18 protein-coding genes are annotated in these 19,208 nt (G+C 66.7%); 12 read left to right on the top strand and 6 right to left on the bottom strand.

Annotation, left to right across the window (positions count from 1 at the left end; translation table 11 throughout):
• Nucleotides 1-40: 40 nt before the first annotated feature.
• The 4 genes from WU80_RS00175 to WU80_RS00160 are packed head-to-tail and all read left to right on the top strand — an operon-like array spanning nucleotide 41 to nucleotide 4,449.
• Nucleotides 41-982, top strand: a complete 942-nt coding sequence (locus tag WU80_RS00175) for an acyl-CoA dehydrogenase family protein (RefSeq protein ID WP_231633704.1) — start codon at nucleotides 41-43, stop codon at nucleotides 980-982.
• A complete protein-coding gene (locus WU80_RS00170) occupies nucleotides 931-3,114 on the top strand; it encodes a CoA transferase (RefSeq protein ID WP_231633703.1) in 2,184 nt (727 codons plus the stop codon). Before WU80_RS00175 ends, WU80_RS00170 begins: the two co-directional genes overlap by 52 nt.
• Nucleotides 3,104-3,334 (top strand): hypothetical protein, encoded by a 231-nt coding sequence (locus WU80_RS00165; protein ID WP_055404263.1) that lies wholly within the window; start codon nucleotides 3,104-3,106, stop codon nucleotides 3,332-3,334. Before WU80_RS00170 ends, WU80_RS00165 begins: the two co-directional genes overlap by 11 nt.
• Nucleotides 3,331-4,449, top strand: coding sequence for a thiolase family protein (locus WU80_RS00160; protein WP_055404266.1), 1,119 nt, complete (start codon nucleotides 3,331-3,333; stop codon nucleotides 4,447-4,449). The genes WU80_RS00165 and WU80_RS00160 overlap by 4 nt, the downstream gene beginning before the upstream one ends.
• Before the next feature lie 8 nt (nucleotides 4,450-4,457).
• Here WU80_RS00160 and WU80_RS00155 read toward each other — a convergent pair whose 3' ends face one another.
• Nucleotides 4,458-5,009, bottom strand: coding sequence for a TetR/AcrR family transcriptional regulator (locus WU80_RS00155; RefSeq protein ID WP_055404299.1), 552 nt, complete (start codon nucleotides 5,007-5,009; stop codon nucleotides 4,458-4,460).
• Between the two features lie 184 nt (nucleotides 5,010-5,193).
• Here WU80_RS00155 and WU80_RS00150 point away from each other — a divergent pair, with 184 nt between their 5' ends.
• On the top strand, nucleotides 5,194-6,408 hold the full coding sequence (locus WU80_RS00150) for a cytochrome P450 (protein ID WP_055404268.1): 1,215 nt from the start codon (nucleotides 5,194-5,196) through the stop codon (nucleotides 6,406-6,408).
• Nucleotides 6,409-6,426: 18 nt separating this feature from the next.
• Here WU80_RS00150 and WU80_RS00145 read toward each other — a convergent pair whose 3' ends face one another.
• From WU80_RS00145 to WU80_RS00130, 4 genes are all read right to left on the bottom strand, one after another.
• The gene (locus WU80_RS00145; protein WP_197281285.1) at nucleotides 6,427-7,716 is read right to left on the bottom strand and encodes a phosphotransferase family protein; all 1,290 of its coding nucleotides are present in this window, start codon (nucleotides 7,714-7,716) and stop codon (nucleotides 6,427-6,429) included.
• Nucleotides 7,717-7,778: 62 nt separating this feature from the next.
• The gene (locus tag WU80_RS00140) at nucleotides 7,779-8,636 is read right to left on the bottom strand and encodes a mycofactocin-coupled SDR family oxidoreductase (RefSeq protein ID WP_055404272.1); all 858 of its coding nucleotides are present in this window, start codon (nucleotides 8,634-8,636) and stop codon (nucleotides 7,779-7,781) included.
• A 53-nt stretch (nucleotides 8,637-8,689) separates the two neighbouring features.
• Nucleotides 8,690-9,910 (bottom strand): CaiB/BaiF CoA-transferase family protein, encoded by a 1,221-nt coding sequence (locus tag WU80_RS00135; RefSeq protein WP_055404273.1) that lies wholly within the window; start codon nucleotides 9,908-9,910, stop codon nucleotides 8,690-8,692.
• Nucleotides 9,911-9,921: 11 nt separating this feature from the next.
• Nucleotides 9,922-11,127, bottom strand: coding sequence for a cytochrome P450 (locus WU80_RS00130; RefSeq protein ID WP_055404275.1), 1,206 nt, complete (start codon nucleotides 11,125-11,127; stop codon nucleotides 9,922-9,924).
• Between the two features lie 108 nt (nucleotides 11,128-11,235).
• Here WU80_RS00130 and WU80_RS00125 point away from each other — a divergent pair, with 108 nt between their 5' ends.
• The 6 genes from WU80_RS00125 to WU80_RS00100 are packed head-to-tail and all read left to right on the top strand — an operon-like array spanning nucleotide 11,236 to nucleotide 17,550.
• Complete coding sequence (locus WU80_RS00125; RefSeq protein WP_055404301.1) at nucleotides 11,236-12,471, top strand: CaiB/BaiF CoA-transferase family protein; 1,236 nt, start codon at nucleotides 11,236-11,238, stop codon at nucleotides 12,469-12,471.
• Entirely contained in the window at nucleotides 12,447-13,670 is a 1,224-nt protein-coding gene (locus tag WU80_RS00120; RefSeq protein ID WP_369808475.1) for a CoA transferase, read from the top strand. The genes WU80_RS00125 and WU80_RS00120 overlap by 25 nt, the downstream gene beginning before the upstream one ends.
• The gene (locus tag WU80_RS00115; RefSeq protein WP_055404277.1) at nucleotides 13,667-14,116 is read left to right on the top strand and encodes a VOC family protein; all 450 of its coding nucleotides are present in this window, start codon (nucleotides 13,667-13,669) and stop codon (nucleotides 14,114-14,116) included. Before WU80_RS00120 ends, WU80_RS00115 begins: the two co-directional genes overlap by 4 nt.
• A gap of 52 nt (nucleotides 14,117-14,168) precedes the next feature.
• Nucleotides 14,169-15,362 carry a cytochrome P450 gene (locus WU80_RS00110; protein ID WP_055404279.1) on the top strand — a complete coding sequence of 398 codons (1,194 nt, stop codon included), beginning with the start codon at nucleotides 14,169-14,171 and terminating at the stop codon, nucleotides 15,360-15,362.
• Nucleotides 15,363-15,364: 2 nt separating this feature from the next.
• Nucleotides 15,365-16,408 carry an acyl-CoA dehydrogenase family protein gene (locus WU80_RS00105; protein WP_055404281.1) on the top strand — a complete coding sequence of 348 codons (1,044 nt, stop codon included), beginning with the start codon at nucleotides 15,365-15,367 and terminating at the stop codon, nucleotides 16,406-16,408.
• Between the two features lie 2 nt (nucleotides 16,409-16,410).
• Nucleotides 16,411-17,550 (top strand): acyl-CoA dehydrogenase family protein, encoded by a 1,140-nt coding sequence (locus WU80_RS00100; RefSeq protein ID WP_055404283.1) that lies wholly within the window; start codon nucleotides 16,411-16,413, stop codon nucleotides 17,548-17,550.
• Nucleotides 17,551-17,560: 10 nt separating this feature from the next.
• On the opposite strand, the gene WU80_RS00095 is transcribed toward WU80_RS00100, so the two are convergent.
• Nucleotides 17,561-17,779, bottom strand: a complete 219-nt coding sequence (locus tag WU80_RS00095; RefSeq protein WP_055404285.1) for a hypothetical protein — start codon at nucleotides 17,777-17,779, stop codon at nucleotides 17,561-17,563.
• A 117-nt stretch (nucleotides 17,780-17,896) separates the two neighbouring features.
• Here WU80_RS00095 and WU80_RS00090 point away from each other — a divergent pair, with 117 nt between their 5' ends.
• The gene (locus WU80_RS00090; RefSeq protein ID WP_055404287.1) at nucleotides 17,897-19,192 is read left to right on the top strand and encodes an amidohydrolase family protein; all 1,296 of its coding nucleotides are present in this window, start codon (nucleotides 17,897-17,899) and stop codon (nucleotides 19,190-19,192) included.
• Nucleotides 19,193-19,208: the final 16 nt, after the last annotated feature.

The raw sequence follows: 19,208 nt of genomic DNA, 5'->3' as shown, positions 1-19,208 counted from the left end.
TGCCAGCTCTTTTCGGAGTCTGCTTGATGGCCCCGGCCCGGTGTTCGACCCGAAGCTGTGGCAGACGATCGTCGAGGCCGGGTGGGCCGACGTCTTGGTTAGCCAGGCCGCCGAGGGCGGAGGGGGCGGGCTCCGTGATCTGTGCGTGCTGGCCGAGGCCGCCGGCGTGGCGTCGGCCCCAGTCCCGCTTGCGATGGCGGCGGCCGCGGGATGGTGCGAGAACCGCTGCGCCGACGGGATCGGTCTGCTGCTACCCGAGCGCGGAGAGCGCACCGCGGCGGGCGTCTCCGGAGTGTGGCCGCTCGTGCCGTTCGGTGCGGTCGCAACCAAGTTGTTGGTCTGCGCGGGCGATGGCGAGTCCGCCGTGCTCGGGGTTGTCGACCCTGCGGAGGCGGGCGTGGTGCGCGAGCCGGTGACGCCCCTGGATCACAATCCCGGCGCACGAATCACGCTGAGCGATACGCCGATTCAGATCCTCGAGACTGGGCCGGGTGCGGCCCGCCGCCACGGTGAAGCCGCGCTGCGCGGCCTGATCGGCCGGGTGGCCGAGTTGGTTGGCATTGCGGCGGCCGCCAACGAGGGAGCAACCGAGTACGCGAAGCTGCGCGTCGCGTTCGGCCGCCCGATCGGCGCATTCCAGGCGATCAAACACCGCCTGGTCGATCAGCGGTGCGCGATCGAGATCGGGCGGGCGCTCGTCAATCGAGCCGCCGACGCGTGCCAACATGGGCATCCCGAGGCCCCCGCACTGGGCTCCCTCGCCGCCTTCTGGGGCATCGACGCGCTGCGTGCCGTGCCCGAGGGCGCCACCCAGGTATTCGGCGGCATCGCGTACACGTGGGAGCACGATGCGCACATTTACCTCCGCCGCGCGGCGAGCGCGGCGGCGAACCTGGGCACCCGCGCCTACCACCGAGAGGTGGCCACGCGGTGGCTGACGGCGCGTCACCCGGGCGACCGAGACCGGGAGAGTGTGACGTGAATCGAGAGGGCGACACGCCTTTCCTATCGGGTGTGCGGGTGCTCCAACTCGGTGACGGAATCGCCGGTTCGGCCGCCACGGCACTGCTGGCCAGCCTCGGCGCGGAAACGACGAAGGTGGTTGGTGCCTGCCCGCCTCACCGGGCCGGGCCCGTGATCGATACCCCGGCCGGACCGGTCGCGGCGGTGGACCTCACCCTCGATCGCGGCAAGCGCATCGTCGACCCACCGACAAACCTCTCGGCATTCATCGACGAACACGACATCGTGATCGTCGACCACGGCGCCGCCGTCGCACCACCCGCCGCCGAGAACGCGGTTGTCGTGACGGTCAATCCGTTCGGCATTGACGGGCCGCGCTCGTCGCAGCCCGGCGGCGAGCTCGTCGCGCAGGCCGCCGGCGGCATGCTCGCCACGATCGAGGGGTCGGACGGAGCACCGGTCCCGGCGCCCGGTTATGTCGCGCTGAAGGCGGCGGGAGCCGTAACCGCGCTCGCGGCATTGCATGGCCTCGATCGGCGCAACGACAGCCACAGTTCGGTGCTGGTCGACGTGTCGGTGCAGGAGGCGGTCGCGTTCACCGCTGCGTTGCCGGAATGCGCCCACGCGCTGTACGGGTGTCCCGGGCGGGCGGGCAGCGGCCGTTATCTCGCGCCGTCGGGACTGTTCCCCTGTCGCGACGGAATGGTCCGCATCACGGCGGTCGAGAACCACCAGTGGCGGGGTCTGCTTGCGGCGCTGGGCCATCCGGCCTGGGCCACGGGACTCGACGAACGACAGTCGCGCATCGATCACGCCGATCTGATCAACCGACACATGGCGGCGTGGGCCGCGACGCGCGACAAAGAAGGCTGTGCGGCCCTACTTCAGGCCAACGGCGTGCCGTCCACACCGGTGAACACGCCTCAAGAAATTGTGACCTCGCCGCAGTTCGTGTTTCGCGACGCGGTGTCCGCGGCACATCTTGGCGGGGTCGCCCTGTGCCTGCTCGAACCGCCGTGGCTCACCTACGGCGGGGGAGTGGCGGATCGCCGCCGTACCGGTCGTCTGAGCGATTTACGGGTCGCCGAGCTGACTCACGTCCTGGCCGGGCCGATCATCGGGGCGCTGCTCGGCGCCATGGGAGCACGGGTCTTGCGGCTCGAAGATCCCGATCGCCTTGACATTTATCGGCGTACCGGCCCCTTCGCCGCGGGGCGGCCCGGCGTCGAACGGGGTGCGTATTTCGCCGTCGCCAACCATTCCAAGCAAAGCCTGTTGATCGATCCGGCTCGCGCGGTGAACGACGTCGCCGCGGCGCTGTCGGACGTTGATGTCCTCATCGAAAACGTCGGCAGCGCGCGACTTGCCAGGCTCAATGTGGAGCCCACCGCCGTGGCCGGTTCGGGCAGACTCGCCGTTCGGGTCTCCGGCTTCGGATCCGACGGGCCCATGGCCGGATATCGCGTCTACGCCAACAACGTTCAGGCTTACGGGGGGCTAGCGGGGCTGACCACGGGCGCGGACGGGTCACCGGCGCGGCTGGGCACGGTGATCGCGGACCCGCTGTCCTCGGTGGTGGCGGCGGCGGTGATCGCCGCGTGGGCGGTCGGGCCCGCGCGTGACACCGGCGCCGTCATCGATCTCTCCATGGCGGAGGTCGTCGCGTCGACCGTGGCCGAGTTCGTCACGGCGGCCTCCGCTTCCGGTAGCTCAGACATCGGCGATGCGGCGCATCGCGGCGTCTACCGCGCCGCCGACGGCCGTTGGGTCGCCGTTGAAATCGCCGAACCCGATGAGTGGAAACGGCTCGCAGAAATCACTGCGGTATCCGATGATTCGCGGCATCCCACGGTGGCCGAGAAGCTGGCGGACCTGGTTGCTGCCGCGTCGGCCGACAAGGTGGCCGCGCGCCTGAGCGGGTCGGGGGTGCGCGCCGCAGCGGTGCAGCGGGCGGAGGACCTGGTTGCCGACCCGCATCTGGCGGTTCGCGGATTCTTCCCCGAGATCGCGCACCCCGACCCGGACATCGGAACCGCCCGCCTAGTTGGTCTGCCATGGCGATTCGTCGGTCACGGCCCCATCCCGCTCAAGCCGCCGCCCGCCCTGGGCAACGCGAACGCGCACGAAGGAGGTATGACGAATGTCGGATGATCGCCGCGCGACCGTGTGGGCTTCGACCTTCGTTCCGGGAAAGTCACCGATCCCCGGGTACGGTCAGGACGGTTACAGCGTCGCCTGGGTCGACACCTCTGACGGGCGGCTACAAGTGTTGGTGTCCGGGCCGCGTCCGGCGCCGGGCACAGCCGGCCGGGTCGTCGAAAAGACGTTGGAGGACAACCGCATCACCCTGTTCGAGGCGCAATCAGAATGACAGGCACGCACGTCGCCGGTATCGGCCTCACACCGTTCGGTAAACAAGCCGATACCGCGCTGACAGCGCTGGGCGTGGCGGCCGCCGAGGCCGCCCTCGCCGATGCGGGTATCGGCTATGACGCTGTGGGCGAGGTGTTTACATCTTCCTCGATGGCGCCGCCCCAGACCGGCCTCAAGGTGGCACTTCGCCTGGGCCGCAGTGGTATTCCGGTGACCGCTATCGAGAGCGCCTCGGCGGGAGGCATGGTCGCCCTGCGGCACGCCGTGTGGGCGGTGGCCTCCGGTCGCTGTGACACCGCATTGGCCATCGGCTACGAGAAGACCACGGCGCTGGAACCCGGCGGCGTGGTGCCGGCGGCGGTCGACTTCTGGGATTCCTTTCCGCCCCAGATCCACTACGCCATCGAGGCGAATCGGTGGCTGTATGAGACAGGTTGCGGGCCCGAGGTTTTCGGAGGCGTCGCGGCAAAGTCGTACAACCAGGCTCGTTTCAATCCGCTGGCGGCGCGGCGCAACGACCACGAGGTGACCGTCGAGCAGGTGATGTCGGCCCGGATGGTGGCCGAGCCGCTCACCAAGATGATGTGTCACGCGTCGGTCGACGGCGGCGCGGCGATCGTCGTAACCGCCGGGCAGCGGCCCCGATCCGTGGGGATCAACGCGATTGAGCAGACGAGTTGGCCCCGCGACCCGGGCTGGCCACTGGCCGGTCCGTGCGTCGGTCCGCCTTCGCAAATCGCGCTGACCGCTCGGCGCGCGTTCAACGCGGCGCAGGCGGGGCCGCACGACGTCGGAGTGGTCTCCCTACATGACATGTGCGCCAGCGAAGAGGTCACCGCGCTGATCGCGCTCGGCCTCGTCGATGTCAAGGACGCCGCCGAACTCGTCCTGTCGGGCGGATTGGGATCCAAAGGCAGGCTGCCGACCAACACCGACGGCGGCTGCCTTGCCCGCGGGCATGCGTTCGGTGCGACGGGACTGGCCCAAGTCGCCGAGGTGGTGAGTCAGCTTCGCGGAGAGGCGAATTCGCGACAGGTCGCCGATCCCCGGGTCGGACTCGCCCAGGCGATGGGCGGCGGTGGGTCCTGCGTGGTGGCCGTGCTGGGTCGATGATTCGGCCCTCAGCTGGAGTCTCCGTAAGACCGGCCGAGAAAGCGTTCGACGAGGGCGCGTTCGTCGGCGGGGTCCCTCACCGGCCACCACCACAGCGCCAGGAAGGCCCGGATAAGCCATTGGGCGGCAAGGGGATCTGTATCGTCGGATCCGAGCATGTCGTAGGCGAGTGCGGTGACAGCGGGGGAGTTCGTGAGCCACTCGCTGCGCGGCATCGGCGCCGTCTGCATGAGCTGAGCCAATGGATCAGAGCGCATGCGCTGCAAAGCCAGGATGGTGGCCGTCACCACTCGTTCGCGGCCGGTCAGGTCTTTGATGGCCTCGCGCACGGTGTCGACGATGCGGCTCGCCTGGAGAGCAACCACTGCGTCTCTGATGGCCGCCTTTCCGCCGGCGTGCCGGTAGATCGTCGCCGGTGAGCAGTGGACCGCTTCGGCGAGGCTCTCGATGGTGAACTCGTCGTATCCCACGTGCGAGATGAGATCGGCGGCCGCTGCATATATCCGTTCGGCGGCTGCGCTGCGGCGATCCCGGCCCACCAGCCAGTCGTTCTGTGCCATGCAACCCTCCGTGTACAGCTCACAGGCGCTTCCCTCAGCCTGAGAATTTTCAGCAACAATTCTCAGGCTAACGCGCTGGTCCTCCCGCGCAAGGGGTTTGGGGTGCACGGATGGCGCGACGGGAGGCTTATCAACCTTTCCTCGCGCTATTGACCGCGCCGACGGTCACATTCAGCCTGGGTCTATGGCGGTCTTGAGCGACCCGGTCGATTTCTTCGGTGCCGAGGCTTTGCAGGATCCGTATCCGATGTATGACCGGATGCGCGCGACGGCTCCGGTGCATCGCGTCGCCGATTCCGACTTCTATGCCGTGTGTGGCTGGGACGCGGTGATCGAGGCCGTCAGTCGGGTCGATGACTTTTCGTCCAATCTCACGGCAACCATGATTTTCCGCGAGGACGGCAGCATCGCAGCGTTGCCGATGATGGAGGCGGGAAGCCCCGCCCACGCCCTGGCCACTGCCGATGATCCGGCGCACGCGCTGCACCGCAAGATCTTGCTCCCACACCTGTCCGCGCGCAGGGTGCGGATCATCGAGGAATTCGCCGCGAAGACCGCCGAGCGCCTGTGGGAGGAGAACCTGCGCCACGGACGCATCGAGTGGATGAGCGCGGTGGCGAACCGGCTTCCGATGATGGTGGTCGCCAAATTGCTGGGCCTGCCCCACGCCGATGTCGACAAGCTGATCCGGCTGGGTTACGCCACCACCACCCTTCTCGACGGGATTGTCACCGAGGCGCAGCTCGCGGAGGCCGGGGCTGCGGCGTTCGAACTGGCCGAGTACGTCATGGAGCATTTCGAGAAGGCTGATACCGCGGACAAATCCGGATTGATACCGGACATGGCCGCTCGCTACGCCTCCGGCGAGGTGGACCAGGCCGTGGCGATGAGCATCATGCTCACGCTGTTCAGTGCCGCCGGCGAGTCGACCGCCTCGTTGTTGGGCAGTGCGGCATGGATTCTCACCGACCGCCCCGAGGTCCAACAGCGGCTCCGTGAAAGTCCGGAATTATTGGGCGCTTTCATCGAAGAGGTTCTGCGCTACGAGCCGCCGTTCCGTGGGCACTACCGCCATGTGTGGCGCGACACCACACTCGGTGGGGTGGAAGTGCCAGCGAATGCGCATTTGCTTCTCTTATGGGGAGCGGCCAACCGCGATCCCGAGCACTTCGAGTCGGCCGACGAATTCCGTCTCGACCGCAGCAACGCGAAAGGGCATGTGACGTTCGGCAAGGGTGTGCACTTCTGCGTCGGGGCTGCCCTGGCAAGGTTGGAGGCCCAGATCGTGTTCAAGATGCTTTTGGACCGCACCACCTGGATCGACGCGTGTGACGTCGGAGATTGGCTGCCCAGCATCCTGGTTCGGCGTCGGAAGCGTTTGGAGCTGGCCGCCCGGTAGCCTCCTTCCACGCGGGCGTCAGCGGCCGAGTAAGCGGGCCAGGGGCGTCAGCGGGTACACGCCGCCTGCGCGGTTCAGAACCGGTTCCAGTAAACGCATTTGCCGCATGATGCGGCGGTGGAACAGCCGAATGAGTTCGGCATCCATGTTCTCGGGTGCGCGCAAGACGAATGCCTCCAGCGCCTCGTCCCCCGCGCGCCAGTCCGGGTAGCGGGAGCCGAGCAGGCGTTTGAGATCGTCGAGGTCTTCGGATTCGATTGCGGGGCCTTGCCGGCAGAGGTCGGCGACGTAGCGTGCGGTTTGCGCGGTTTGATGGCGGCGAAAGCGCTCAACTTCGGTCTCGGCGGGCAATTCCTCGATGATGGGCGCCAATGCGTCGATAAGGCCGCCGTGCCGGACATCTGCCGCCTGCGGAAGTCGGTAATCGCCGAGGGCGATGCCCTCGACTGCGGCCATTGCTTCGACGGCGTTGAGCGAGCATTGCTGAAACCACTCCTCATATTGCAGCAAGTCACTCATCGGAAAAGGGTTGTGCACGATCATCACCAACGAGAGAGGCGTGGTGAGCGCGAACTGCGCGGTGTGGAACTCGACCACCGGCAGGTCCAGTTCTACGCCAGAGACCTCCTCGTAGCGCCGAAACGCGCGCTCGAGGTCGCCGAAGGGCTCGGAGATGTCGCGCAGGCGCAGCCCTGCGAGGTCATGCGCGGTGTCGCCGAGGTAGGCCAGTTCGACGTCGAGCAGTCCGGTCACGCGCCCGTCGGCGAACATGAACTGTCCGGGATCGCCCAGGACAAAGCGAGGGTCGAATCGATGCGCGGGAACGTGGCGGCGGATCCAGCCGATGCCGAATTCCAGAAACGGTTCCGGGCGCTTTTTGGTAGACCGGTACCGCGCGACGGACTCTTCGAAGATCGACAACGCTTGCTGTTGAGGAGTTTTGGGTAGTTTGAGTCCGACGGCGGAGAATTCACCCGGATCCAGCCGATGGATCCGCGCAAGGATTTCCATGTATTCATCGATGACCGAGTTGCGCTCTGCTGCGCTCGGCGAGGTTGACAGATTGGTGGCGCCGGGCAGGCGATCCATCACGATGGCCGGTGGTGCGTCAATCCGGCCGTGAATGTGCGGAACTGGAATTCCTTGCTTCTCCAGGGCTTCAAGGACGGCCGCTTCCCGATAGGTGGACAAGGAGAAGTCCATGCCCGCGCGGTCGCCGCGCACATACAGCGGCATGATTGTGCCGTCACGTTCGACGTCGGCGAACCAGGCAGGACGCCAACGTGGTTGGCGCTCGAAGGCTCGCACGGGCCCGAGGTGACTCTCGAGCCAGCTTCGTACCGCCTCATCGGGTGTCATGTCAGGTGAGGTCAGAAACCCATTTTCAGCGCGGCGCCGGCGTCGATGAACATCTGCAGTCCGGTGACGTATCGCGATTCGTCGGAGGCAAGGTAGACCACGGCGTGCGAGATGTCCTCGGGCTGCACCCAGGGCACCGGCATCGCCTGCAGCATCGGGTAGATCACAAAGGCATCGTCGTGGGTCGGAGCCTCCAGGTCAGGCCGAAACGTCTTGTACATCATCGGGTTGTTCATCATCGCGGTGTTGACGTTCGTCGGATGCACGGCGTTGACGCGTATCTCGCGCGCCGCCAGCGTCATCGCCATGGATTTGACCCAGTCGCGGACGAACTTCTTGGCCAGACCGTAGCCGAGCCCGCCGGGACCCGCGTTGCCGCCACCGTTGAACATATCGTGTTGGGAGACCAGTCCGGCGATCGAGCCGGTGGCGATGATCGACGCGCCGGTGTCCAGATGGTCAAACGCGGCGTTGACGGTGTTGACCACGCCGAGAAAGTTCACGTCGAGCACGTCGCGGAACGCCGGATACCCCTTGTGTTCTCCGTGCGGGCAGATGCCGGCGTTGGCGACGACGACATGCAGCCCGCCCAGTTGGGCGACGCCGTCGTCGATCGCCTTCTTCAGGGCCGCCCGATCCCGCACGTCGGCCACCGCGGTGACGACGCGCCGGCCTGCCTTCTCCACCAACTTCGCCGTCTCGTCGAGGTCGCTCTTGCGTGCCATCGGGTAGTCGTTGGTCGCGATGTCGTCGCAGATGTCAACGGCGATGATGTCGGCACCCTCGTCGGCGAGATGGACTGCGTGACTGCGTCCTTGGCCGCGCGCGGCGCCCGTGACGACCGCTACTTTGCCGCTGACTCGATTCATCTGCTTCCTCCGTTGTTGGCTCTTTCGCCGTCAGGCCATGAAGGTCATCGGGGTCACGCGATGGTTCCGCTGTCCTTGAGGGCGATGATGTCGTCCCAGTCCTTGCCCACTTCGAGCAACAGCGCTTCGGTGTGTTCGGCGAACTCCGGTGTCGGGCCGAGGGTAAACGGTGTCTGATCGAAGAGCACGGGGCTCGAGACTAATTCGAGGACACCGTCGCTCCCTTGGATGGGCGCGATGACGCCGTTTGCCCTCACCTGCTCGTCTGCCGCGACATCCATCGTGTTCTGTACGGGCGCCCATTGCCCTTCGAAACCGGTCAGCGCTTTGCGCCAGTGCTCGAGGGTTTGGCTCCCAAGCACCTCGCGCAGGATCGCAGTTGCCTGCGCCGCGTTGCGGGTTAGCAGCTCGTGGCTGGCAAAGCGTTCGTCGGTGGCAAGCTCGGGGAGCCCGACCCGCGCACAGAAGTCCGCCCAATAGCGGAAACCTTGCATCATCGACAATCCCATATAACGCCCGTCGCCGGTGCGGTAGAAGCCCACCAGCGGATTGTGCGGGGCGACGTTGGCGCCGGCGGGGTTGGCCTGCCACGGCTCTCCAGAGATCAGCGCGGCGTTGACGGCCACCCCCATCGCCCATACCCCCACTCCGAGCAGCGACACATCCACGACCTTGGCCTCACCGGTCCGATCACGCGCGAACAGCGCCGCAGCGATTCCGCCGGCAATTGTCATGCCGCCCATGGAGTCTCCGTACGCCGGGCCGGGTTGTGCGACAACGCCAGCCATATCGGGCGGGGTGACGCTTGCCGCGCTACCGCCTCGGCTCCAGAAGCCCGTCATGTCGTAGCCACCGATGCCCGCCTCGTCGCCGAGCGGTCCGTATGCGCTGCCCCGCACATAGATGATGTCGGAATTCGCCGTCCGCATGTCGTCGACGTCGATCCGCAGTTTGGCACGGGCGTCGGGCAAGAAGTTCGTCAGGAACACGTCGCTCGTGCGGGCAATGTCCATCAGCAATTCATGGCCGGCCGGTGTCGAGATATCCAGGGCGACGGATCGTTTACCGCGGTTCGCGTGCTCCATGACGGGGTTGCGGTCGCCGGCGATCCGTACGTTGCCGAGCTGACGTAGGCCCCGCTGGGCATCGCCGGTGCGCGGATGTTCGATCTTCACTACGTCGGCGCCCCAGTCCGCCAGCACCGCTCCGGCGGCCGGCACGAAGGTCCACTGGGCAACCTCGAGGACGCGTACGCCCGCCATGGGTCCGCTCATGGGCACGCCCCTCAGCGGTAGTCGAGCACGACAGGCAGGTGGTCGTGCGTGTGCACCAATGTCGACACCCGGGGCACTCGGTCGCCGACCACGTGAATCCCCTTGGCGCGCCGCGCTACTTCCTCCAGCAGCAGACGGGCTTCGCGTCGAGCCAGGGCGGCGCCCATGCAGAAGTGCTCGCCGACTCCGAAGCCGAGGTGATTGGCGGCGTCGGGGCGGTGGATGTCGAACTGTTCGGCGGTCGGGCCCCAGTGGTCCTGGTCGCGGTTCGCGGACGCATAGGCGAGCAGCACCCCGTCGCCTTCCTTGACCTCCGCACCGCGTAGCCGAACGTCGTGGGCCGCCTGCCGGGCCATGCTCATCACCGGCGTCCAGTAACGCAGCACCTCCTCGACGGCGTTGCCGCTGAGGCCCGGATCGGCGAACAACACCGCCGATTGGTCGGGATGAGAGTCGAGACAATCGGCGATTCCCGCGATCAGGCTCTGTGTCGTCTCGCTGCCGGCGGCGAGCAAGGTGAGCGCGTAGATCATCACCTGCATGTCGTCGAAGGGCTCCCCGTCAACGGTCACCTGGGAGAGCATCGTGAGCAGATCGTCCTGCGGATGCTCCTTGCGTTGGGCCACGAGGCCCATCAGATAGGGCCCGATGTGTTCGAAGATGAACGCGTAGTCCTCATCGCTCGCGGCCCCCCCACCGACGTTGGCGATGGTGGTCGCCCAGCCCGCGACCTTGGGCCAGTCTTCTTCGGGCACTCCCAGCAGGTAGGCGAACACATACACGGGGATGGGCTCGGCGACCCGTTGAATCCAGTCGAATTCACCGTTCGGCAGGTCGTCGAGCACATCGTTGACGACCTGGCGTACCCGGGCCTCCATCTTGGCGACCGCGGCCGGTGTAAACCGCACGCCAACGGCCTTGCGGTGCACCCGGTGCACCGGCGGATCCATGAACATGATGCCGCGGTTGCCGTACCCCTGGGGGTCGCGGCCCTCCCGGTGCGCGATCAGGTCCATCATGATCCCGATGCGCTCCGACTTGAACTTCTCGGGTCGAGCCGAGATGTTCTTGATGTCATCGTATTTGGTGATCACCCAAAACTTGCCCTCGTCGTACCAGTGCACCGGATCGTGCTCGCGCAGCTGCGCGAACGTGGCGTTCGGGTCGCCGAGGTAGAACGCCGGTTCGTCGAACCGGGCGGCTGTGATCGTCACCATAAGACTGAACAATAGAACATCGACTGTTAATCTGCGAGCAGGGACCCTTCGGTTCGGAGCCATTCGTTCGCGTTGGCAGCAGAACAAATAATGTTCTATTGTTGCATGGTGACCGCTGGTTTGTCCCACCTTCGCGTGTGCGACCTGGGCGGTCAACTGGCCGGCGCCGGGGCGACGAAGATCCTCGCGGCGTTCGGCGCCGAGGTCATTCGCGTCGAAGATCCCGCAACGCGTGGGATGTGGGATGCGCTGCGCGGCGTCGGCCCGTTCGTCGATGAGCGCCGGGGCGTGAATCTGGGCGCCGGCTTCAACAACCACAACGTGGGCAAGCTCGGAGTGACCATCAACCTGCGTCTCGAGGCCGGCAAGGAGCTGCTGCGTGAGCTGATCGCCGTCTCCGACATCGTCTGCGAGAACTTCGCGGCCGGCGTGCTGGACAGGATGGGTTTCGGCTATGACGAGCTGCGCCGGATCAAGCCGGACATCATCTACGTCTCCAACTGCGGCTTCGGCCACAGCGGCCCGTACCGCGACTTCAAGACCTGGGGCCCGATCGTCCAGGCACTCAGCGGGCTGACCTTCACCGCCGGGCTGCCCGACCACGAGCCCGCGGGATGGGGCTACTCGTACATGGACCACATCGCCGCCTACTACATGACGGTCGCGATTCTGGCGGCCGTGCATCGGCGCGAACGCACCGGCGAGAGCGAGCACATCGACTTGGCCACGGTGCCGGCGGGTATCACGATGCTGCCCACCGAGGTGTTGGATTGGACCGTCAACAAGCGGCCCACGCGCCGGCCGGGGCTCCCGGGCGGTAACCACGCCGACTTCGGTGAGATGGCCCCGCATGGGATCTACCCGTGCCAGGGGGAGGACCGGTGGATAGCCATCGCCTGCCGCGACGACCGCGACGTCGCGCTGCTGTCCAAAGTCATCGACGAACCGCGTTTGACGGACGACCGGTTCGCGACCCTGGAGCAGCGGTTGCTCGGCGCCGACGCAATCGACGAACTCGTCAGCGCGTGCACCCGGACCCGCGAAGCGGCCAGGCTGGCAAGCGAACTCGTTGCGGCCGGGGTTCCGGCGAGCGTCGTCAAGTCTCCCCGGGAGCGGATCGACGAAGACCCGGACCTGGCCGAGTGGGGACTCTTTCCGCCCGTGACGCACCCCGAGATCGGGACGGTGCGCGTCGAGGGGCTTCCGCTGCGAATGTCGGCCTCGCCGTGGGGCATTTCGCGCGCCGCGCCGTGCCTGGGCGAACACAACCGGGACGTGCTGGGCGGGCTGCTCGGGCGCAGCGATCAGGAGTTGGACGAATTGACGAAGCAGGGTGTGATCTGAACGCGCTGAGCGGGCTCCGCGTCGTCGAGATCAGCGGCCAGTTCACCCCCGTCGGGGGGAGGTTGCTCGCCGAACTCGGCGCCGAGGTCGTCGTCGTCGAACCCCCCTCCGGATCCTCACATCGGTCGCGACCGCCGTTCGCGCACGACAACATTGGGCCGGACACAAGCCTGCGATGGTGGGGCGGCAACGTGGGCAAACGGTCGGTCGCCATCGATCTCGACGCCGCGCAGGGCGCCAGCGCACTGGGGCGGCTGATCGCCAGCGCCGACATCGTGATCTCCGGAGCCGGCCCCGTCGGCGATGCCCGGCATCCGTCGCTGATCTGGGTGGCGGTCACCCCCTACGGGCTCGACAGCGTGCGGGCCGACCAACCGGTCACCGACCTCACCATGCTCGCCGGCGGCGGTCCGGTCTGGAACTGCGGCTACGACAACCACTCATTGCCGCCAATTCGCGGCGCCGGAGAACAGTCGGCCAACATCGCCGGCCTGTATTGCGCCATCGGAGCGCTGGTGGCCCTGGCGCACCGCGACCAGACCGGCGAGGGTCAGCTCGTCGACGTCAGCGTCAACGCCGCCTGCAACGTCAGCTCCGAACAGACGACCTACCACTGGTTGGTCAACAACGAGACATGCGTCCGGCAGACCGGTCGTCACGCGTACTTCACGCCGAGCCAGCCGACCCAGGTCCGATGCGCGGACGGCGCCTACGCCACCACCGGCGTGCTGCCTCGCAAGCCACCCGAATTCGCGAACCTGCTGAACTGGCTCGCGGACCTCGGCCTGGCCGACGACCTTCCCGAGGCGGTGTTCTTGGAAATGGCCGCCGCTCGCGACGAGCCGGTCGACATCGCGATGATCGGCGCCGACGACGAGACCACCGCGATACTGACGGCGGCCCGCGACGCAATCACCTTGATCGCTTCCCGGATGCCGGCCAACGAGTACTTCCTGGAAAGCCAGCGACGCGGATTCCCCGCCGGAGCGGTGCTGTCGCCCGACGAGGCCTTCGAGAACGAACACATCGCCGCCCGCGGATTTCATGTGCCGGTCGAGCACCCGGAACTGGGGGAGACCTTCCGCTATCCGGGCACGCCATACCTCTTCGGCGCCAATGCGGCAGGCGGCCCCGCACGGCCACCCCTGCTCGGGGAACACAACGCGCTGCTCGACGAACTCGCCGACGACACCGCATGAGCTCCGGTGACCGCCTCACCCATATCGGGCTGTGCGTCAGCGATCTCGAAAGGTCTGTCCAGTTCTATTGCCTGGCATTGGGATTCGACGAATGTGGTCGGCTGCGCGTCGAGGGGCCCGAGACGGCGCGGCTGCTGGGTGTACCCGGGCTGGTGCTGGACCTCGTCTACCTGCAGCGCGACGGTTTTCGCCTCGAGTTGCTCAGTTATCCGGCGCCGGGCGTACGCGAGAAGCGCCGGCCGCGCCGGATGAACGCGGTGGGCTTCACGCACCTGTCGTTCCGCGTCGACGACCCGAACGCGTTCGTCGCAGGCATCGAGCGCATGGGTGGCCGTGCTCGACCGGAACGGACGGTGACTTTCGAGAGCGGCAATCGGGGACTGATGGCCACCGACCCCGACGGCAACTGGATCGAGTTGATCGAACGCACGCCGCAGAGCAACTGATCAATTAGTCACTCAGCGTCCGATTGTTCATCACGATGATAGAGTCGTGGCTGTGCCAGCGACCAGCGAGTTGATGTATTCGCCGTTCTCCAAGGCGATCTTCGACGATCCGTACCCGGTGTACCGGAGATTGCGCGACGAGGCGCCGGTCTACCGGGATCCCGAAAACCGCTGGTGGGTCCTGTCCAGGTTCGACGATGTGTCGCGGGCTCTGCGGGACTGGGAGACGTTCTCGTCCAAGAGTGGTCCGGCACCGGAGAACCCGGACAACGACGGACGCAAGTACTCGGTCATCTCGATGGACCCGCCTCGCCACGACCGCATTCGCGGGGTACTCAAGGGCTTCTTCACGCCAAAAGCGATCGCCGCCATGGAGTCTGCCCTGCGGGCGGTGGTCCACACGCACCTGGGCCGGCTGCAACCGGGTACCACCGTCGACGCGATGGAGGCCTTCGCGTTCTCGGTGCCCACGGACGTCATCGGTGATCTCCTCGGCGTGCCGCACAGCGACCGTGCGCAGCTGCGCGTCTGGTGGGAGGCCTTCCTCACCCGGGAGGAAGGGCAGGTCGCGATGCCGGCCAAAGCCATCGAGGCCAACCGCCTGATCAGCCAGTACATCGGTGATCTGATCGAACGGCGCCGCACCGACCCGGGTGACGACCTGATCAGCGTCGTGCTGCAAGCCACGTTCGACGACCCCGAAGCCGGCGGCCACCGCTCCCTGACCGCGCACGAGGTGCTGATGTTCTGCAATCTCCTGTCCGCCGCCGGCTCGGAAACCACGCAGAAGCTGATCTCCAATGGCCTCGTCGCGCTCGCCGAGCACCCCGAGGAGTGGCAGCGCATCGTGAAGGACCGCAGCCTCATTCCCGCCGCGGTGAACGAGGCGCTGCGCTACGACACGCCGAGCCACTGGGTGGCCCGCACCCTGACCCGGCCGATCGATCGTCATGGCGTCACCATGGACGCCGGCGACTGGGTGCTGCTGCTCCTGGGCAGCGCCAACCGCGACGAACGGCGCTATCACGATCCCGACCGCTTCATCATCGACCGGCCGCGCGGCACCGACGTGTATTTCGGGTGGGGAATCCACATCTGTCTCGGGCAATGGTTGGCGCGCCGGGAGGCGCAGCTGGTGTTCGAGTACATCGCCGACAGGTTCCCCGACTACGCCATCGGCGCGCGCGAACGCGTGCTCACCGCGACGGTGCGCGGATACACCAGCGTGGAGATGACCCTGCGCTGACCATGGAGATCGCTTTCACCGACGAGCAGCAACTGCTCCGCGACACCGCCGCGCAGCTGAGGGAGAGCGTGGGGGTTTCCAGTGCGGACGAGATCCCGACCGGCGAGGCGCTCGACGCCCAGTGGCGCCGCCTGGTGGATCTCGGTGTGCCGACGTTGCGTTCGCCGCGCCTGTGCGGGCTCGAGGCGAGCGGCGTCGAAACCGTCATCGTGATCGAAGAACTCGCGAGAACCCTCAGCGCCGTTCCGGTGACGGGCCAGGCGGTGCTGGCCACCGAGCTCCTGGAGGCGGCCGGAGCCGAGAAGGAACTGGAGCTCATCGCGGAAGGCAGCCTTCGGCTGGCGCCGGTACTGGGCCCCGACCTGATGGGTTTCGGCTCGGCTCACCGACCTGGGGTGGCATTCGACGCCGCGGGCGCCACCCACGGACTTCTGACCGCCCGCACGGACGGACAACGTCGGCTTGTGTGCGCACCACTGTGCGGCGCCGACCCTCGCGGACTGGACCTGACCCGTGAATTCCATTGTTTGCCAGCCGATTCGGTCGCATCGGGCGTGGTGACCGGCGAGGCCATCGATGACGAACGGTGGCGGCGGGTGGAGTCGTTGGCCATGACCGCCGTCGCCGCCGACCTGGTCGGCATCATGCAGGGTGCCCTGGACGACGCGGTCCGCTACGCGGGCGAGCGGGCTCAATTCGGCGTCAAGATCGGCTCGTTTCAGGCCGTGGGTCATCTGCTCGCCGATGCTCTGGTGCAAGTCGAAGGCGCCCGGAGTTGCCTCTGGCACGCCGCGTGGGCGATCGACCACGCGCCGGCCGACGAGGCGCGGCTGGCGGCGATGACGGCCAAGGCATACGCGTCGGCCGCGGGCCGGGAGGTGGTGGAGACCACGGTTCAGGTCTTCGGCGGCATCGCGATCACCTGGGAGCACGTTTCACACCTGCGGCTGCGTCGGGCGCTGTTGGACCGGCGGTTGTTCGGCGACGAGACGGTGCACTACGAGGCCATCGCCGCGCTGCGGCTGGCGAACCGGGAACTCGCCTAGCCATGGACTTCAACGACAGTGCACCCGAAGCGCAGTTCCGCGCCGAGCTCAGGCAGTGGCTGTCCGAGCACGCCGCCGACGCCGCGATTCCCGACGACCCGGCGGCGCGGGCTGACGCGCAAAACGCGTGGCACCAAACGCTTTACGAAGCCGGCTACATCGGGTTGTCCTTTCCCGTCGAGTATGGGGGGCATGGCAAGGCGCCGGTCTACGAGGCGATCCTCAACGACGAGCTCGGTCGGGCCGGCGCCGCGCCCATCGAGGGCGTCGGTCACCTCAGCAACGCGTTACGCCTGTTCGGAACCGACGAGCAGCGCGACACGATGCTGCCCGGGCTGTTGTCGGGCCGGGTGCGCTGGTGTCAAGGGTTCTCCGAACCCGAGGCCGGGTCCGACCTCGCCGGCCTCAAGACCCGGGCCGATTTCATCGACACCGACGGGCGTGAGATGTTTCGCGTCAACGGCCGCAAGATCTGGACGAGCTTCGGTGCGGTTGCCGACTGGTGCTTCCTGCTGTGCCGCACCGAGCCGAACGCACCGAAGCACGCCGGCATTTCCGTGTTGCTGGTGCCCATGTCGACGCCCGGCATCGAAGTGCGTCCCATCGTGAACGCCGCGCGCAACCGCGAGTTCACCGAGATCACTTTCGACGATGTGGACGTACCTGCGAGCAACCTGCTCGGCGGGCGGGGGGAGGGCTGGTCCATTGCCAACCAGCTGCTCGCCTACGAGCGCGGTCCCAGCGACATCAACTGGATCGGCCGGCTCAAGACGCAGCTACGGCGCCTCGAGGACGACGTTCGCGTCGGGTGGCTCGAAGACTCGCCGTCGGCCCGGGCCCGGCTCGGGCAGGCCTACGTGGAGCTGCGCGCGCTGCAGATCAAGGTTTTACGGTCGCTCACGGAGCGTCAAAACGGAAAGCTTCCCGGGCCCGAGGGGTCGGTCGACAAGCTGCTCATGACGCGTGCCGACCAGTTCTTCGCCCGCGCCATGATGGATCTGTCGGCCAGTGGCCCGCTGCTCACCGAAGGCCTGGAATGGGACATCTACGTGTGGTCGCGGGCCGCCGGCATCTATGGCGGAACGGCCCAGATCCAGCGCAACATCGTCGCCCAGCGGGTGCTCGGCTTGCCGCGGACCTGAGCGCGCCCACTCAGCCCTGCTGGTCGCCGGTCAGGTGCTTATAGGCCTCTTGGAGCCCCTTGAGTCGTCGCATCTGCGTCTCGTCCTTGCCGTCCGACGCGTCGAGTTTGGCAGTGACCTCGGCGATTTCGGCGGCGAGGCGTTCGGCCGCCTCGCCTTTGGTGAGCAGGTCCTGGTCCGCCCAATCGTCGTGTGGGATGCGCGACGGTGGGGTTTCGGGTTCTGTCATGGTCCTCCTCGATGCGCTCTGATCGTTTGAGCTCTGGCCAGGATCGGGGCTATAGTCAACTAGTCACAATCTGTTCACTTGTACCGTATCGCACGACTTCGAGAGACGACGCCCACAATGCCGCTGCAACCTTCGATGAAACTCCTGTCCGTCGACGACCACCTGATCGAGCCACCGCAGGTCTGGGCGGACAGGCTGCCGAAGAAATTCCTGGACGACGGTCCCCGCATCGTCGATTTTCCGCGCGAGGGTGCTCCGCCTGTGCAGCAGTGGGTTTACGAGGGCAGGCCGTATCCGAACATCGGACTGAATGCTGTCGCCGGTAAGTCACCGGAGGAGTTCGGCGTTGATCCGATCCGCTACGCCGACATGATCCCCGGGTGTTACGACCCGAAAGCCCGACTGGCGGACATGGACATCGACGGCGTGCACGCCATGCTGTGCTTTCCGTCCTTCCCGCGCTTCTGTGGCACCGTTTTCCTGGAAGGCGAGGACAAGGAACTCGCGCAGCTGTCCGTCCAGGCGTGGAACGACTTCTCACTCGACCAATGGTGCGCCACCGACCCGGCCCGGTTCATCCCGATGGCGATCACGCCGCTCTGGGATCAGGCGTTGATCGTCGCCGAGATCGAGCGGGTGGCGGCCAAAGGGGCGCGGGCGATCGGACTGCCGGATAACCCGACCAACCTGAAGCTGCCCAGCTACCACACCGCGTATTGGGAGCCGGTGTGGTCGGCGCTCGAAGAGACCAACCTGACCGCGGTGATGCATTTCGGCAGTGGCGGATTCCCACCCCAGACCGCACCCGAGGCACCCTTCGCGGTGATGATCACCTTGATGGGCACCACGTCCATGGCCGCGGCGACCGAGCTCATCTTCTCGCCGGTGTTTCACAAGCACCCGAACCTCAAAGTCGCGTTCTCCGAGGGCGGCGTCGGCTGGATGCCGTACCTCGTCGAGCGCGCGGATTACGTCTGGCGCAAGCACAAGTTCTACCAAAACATCCACCCCACGGTGGCACCGTCGGAGTTGTTCCGGCGCAACATCTCTGGATGCTTCATCGAGGACGAGGTGGGAATGTCGATGCGCCACCAGATTGGAATCGACAACATCACCTGGGAATGCGACTATCCGCACTCCGACTCGTTCTGGCCCAAGAGTCGGGCGCGCGCCGAGGAGATGCTCGCGGACGTGCCCGACGAGGAGGCCGCCAAGATCGTCGAACTCAACACGCGGCGCTGGTACGCCTTCCCCGAGGACGGCTTCAAATCCTGTACCGCGGATGCCGGGTGGCGCCCTAACGGCGGTAACGCGCCCGATTACGACTACGACGAGGTCATGGCCGACCACGGCGGCGTCGGCCTCGCGGCCTTCATGAACAAGATGGAGGAGCAGAAGGCCCGTAAGGTCTGAGCAGCTTCAGGCCCCT

Origin of the sequence: Mycobacterium sp. UM_11, from assembly GCF_001414075.1 — a bacterium.
In the GTDB taxonomy this organism is placed as follows: Bacteria; Actinomycetota; Actinomycetes; order Mycobacteriales; family Mycobacteriaceae; genus Mycobacterium.
This window is presented reverse-complemented; position numbering and strand designations above follow the sequence as displayed.